Consider the following 2,035-nt stretch of genomic DNA (forward strand, 5'->3'; position numbering starts at 1 on the left):
CTATAAAGGGGTACGATATTCTGTTGAATTTAAATAACTACCTCTTGGTCATTATTTTAACTATCTGGTATGAAAAGGACTAAAATAGTATGGTCTTTTTTCGTTTATTAAAAAACAAAATTATTGTTTAACAAAGCATAAAAATAAAACAGTTGATTGAACTAACGGGCAGTATAGTGTAACAAATATCTAATGAAAATCGTCTAAGATATCGGGGGTGAGTGAGATACCAACGGGGAAGCAATACTTTATTGCATGGTCAATCAGTTTGCTGTTAACAATTATGTGCTTTATCTACTATATCTTGAACTTTACTTCAAACGTTCCAATTGTTGATAGTCTGCTGATGTTTTTTCAGTATTATGTAGCATTCATATTGATGTTTGGCTTAGTTCTTTATCTAATATGTAGGTTTTTTATTAAGCTGGTATTAATAAATATACTCGTAATAGCAACGGCTCACTTATTGTTCATATTTTTACTCGTCCATTCACTTATGAATCTTGACTCAGGCAGTTTTTTTGACAGAGCACCATAATGATAAACTCAGTTATAACTTCGTTGAGCTAACGGGTAACGATAGTTCAATGACAACAGGCTGAATTGTTAAATCACCATCGCATCTTATTCAATGATTGGGGTATCTAAATGTATAAAATCATTCATTGGCATGCGTTTTTCAAAGTGAATACAGAGGAAAAGGCTCGGAGATTACTCTCAAGATTTGAAGAGGTTTGTGAGACGAATGCTGCCCTATTATCCTGTGAACGTTATTGGAAGGATTCGGCTTTATATGATGTTGGTTTTAGCACATCCTTAAATAAGGACGATATTTCTCATGCCGTTTTTTCAACCCTAGTAATTGCTCATAAATTGGCTTATGAATGGCAGGTTACTGGTCCTTCCAATTCGGAATCGGGAATTTGGGAATTTAGTGGACTAACCACTAAAACAAAAGTTACAGGTATCGAATGGATTCAGTTTAGGATAGAAACCGAACCATTATTCTACTAACGGGAAACGATACTTAAATAACGCACATTGTTGAGCAGGCACTACGGTAGCCTGCTCTTTGTAATAAAATAACGGGCAGTTTAGTTCCATTATGTGGTAGTGTGTTGTTGTATATCATCCTTTCCATATTCTTATCTGTGGAGGTTCTTAAGATGCCTTATCCAATGGTCCATTTTGCTATTGCTTCAGAACTTTGTTTGCGCAAACCAACTCCTAGTTTTTTAATCGGGAGTATTGCTCCAGATGCTGTACATGTAAGACAAAATGTGACAAGAAAAGAAAAGGGGATTACTCATTTTGTAAATGAAGATAAATTCCCTAGTATTGAAGTGCTTAAGGAAAAATGTTTGTATTATTTAAGCTTAAATGGTGATGTTGACTGGAAAGATTTCATCCTTGGATATTTTGCTCATATCTATGCGGATATAAGATGGACGGAAACAGTTTATATAAATTTTGAAAATGAGTACCAGGGAGATAAAGATGATATAAGAAAGACCTATAATAATGAGTCAAATCAGGTGGAATTTGACCTAATAAGGAGCGAGGAATGGGCAGATGCTGTTCTTAACAAACTACAAATAGCAGCTGCCTATTCTATCGAATCATTGTTAACCCAAATTGAAGTAAGCCAATACCGAGATATAAAGCTACATTGGCTAAGTAATAGAGAAAACGAATCCCAGATAACCCCTACTTACTTAAGAGAAGATGTTATAAGGAATTTTGTTTTTAAGACAACAATTGAGCTAAACGATTTATATAAAGAATGGGGAGTCGCTGTCTCCATTGAGCTAATATCTCTAGCAAGTAATGATTAAGCTCCCTTGGTACGATATGATTTTCTCACGAATGCTCGCTTATTCGCAGGATTTCGCCCGGTTGGTTAAAGATGAAAGACAAAGAGGGGGACTCCGTATTAGACTTCGGCAACATGAAGGCGCACGGGAATAGAGGGGGGGATATATTCGCCCCATATACTTCCATTTACTGCACGCATTCTCCACGCCGCCCTTGGAGG

The 2,035-nt window shown here is 36.1% G+C and carries 2 protein-coding genes; both read left to right on the plus strand.

Going from position 1 to position 2,035, the window contains the following annotated elements; genetic code table 11:
- The first annotated feature begins 648 nt into the window (after positions 1-648).
- On the plus strand, positions 649-1,014 hold the full coding sequence (locus AC1DWN_RS32925; protein WP_477563048.1) for a hypothetical protein: 366 nt from the start codon (positions 649-651) through the stop codon (positions 1,012-1,014).
- 152 nt (positions 1,015-1,166) lie between these two features.
- Complete coding sequence (locus AC1DWN_RS32930) at positions 1,167-1,835, plus strand: zinc dependent phospholipase C family protein (protein WP_477563049.1); 669 nt, start codon at positions 1,167-1,169, stop codon at positions 1,833-1,835.
- Positions 1,836-2,035 lie beyond the last annotated feature (200 nt).

Source organism: Paenibacillus sp. P4_A7, assembly GCF_056402455.1.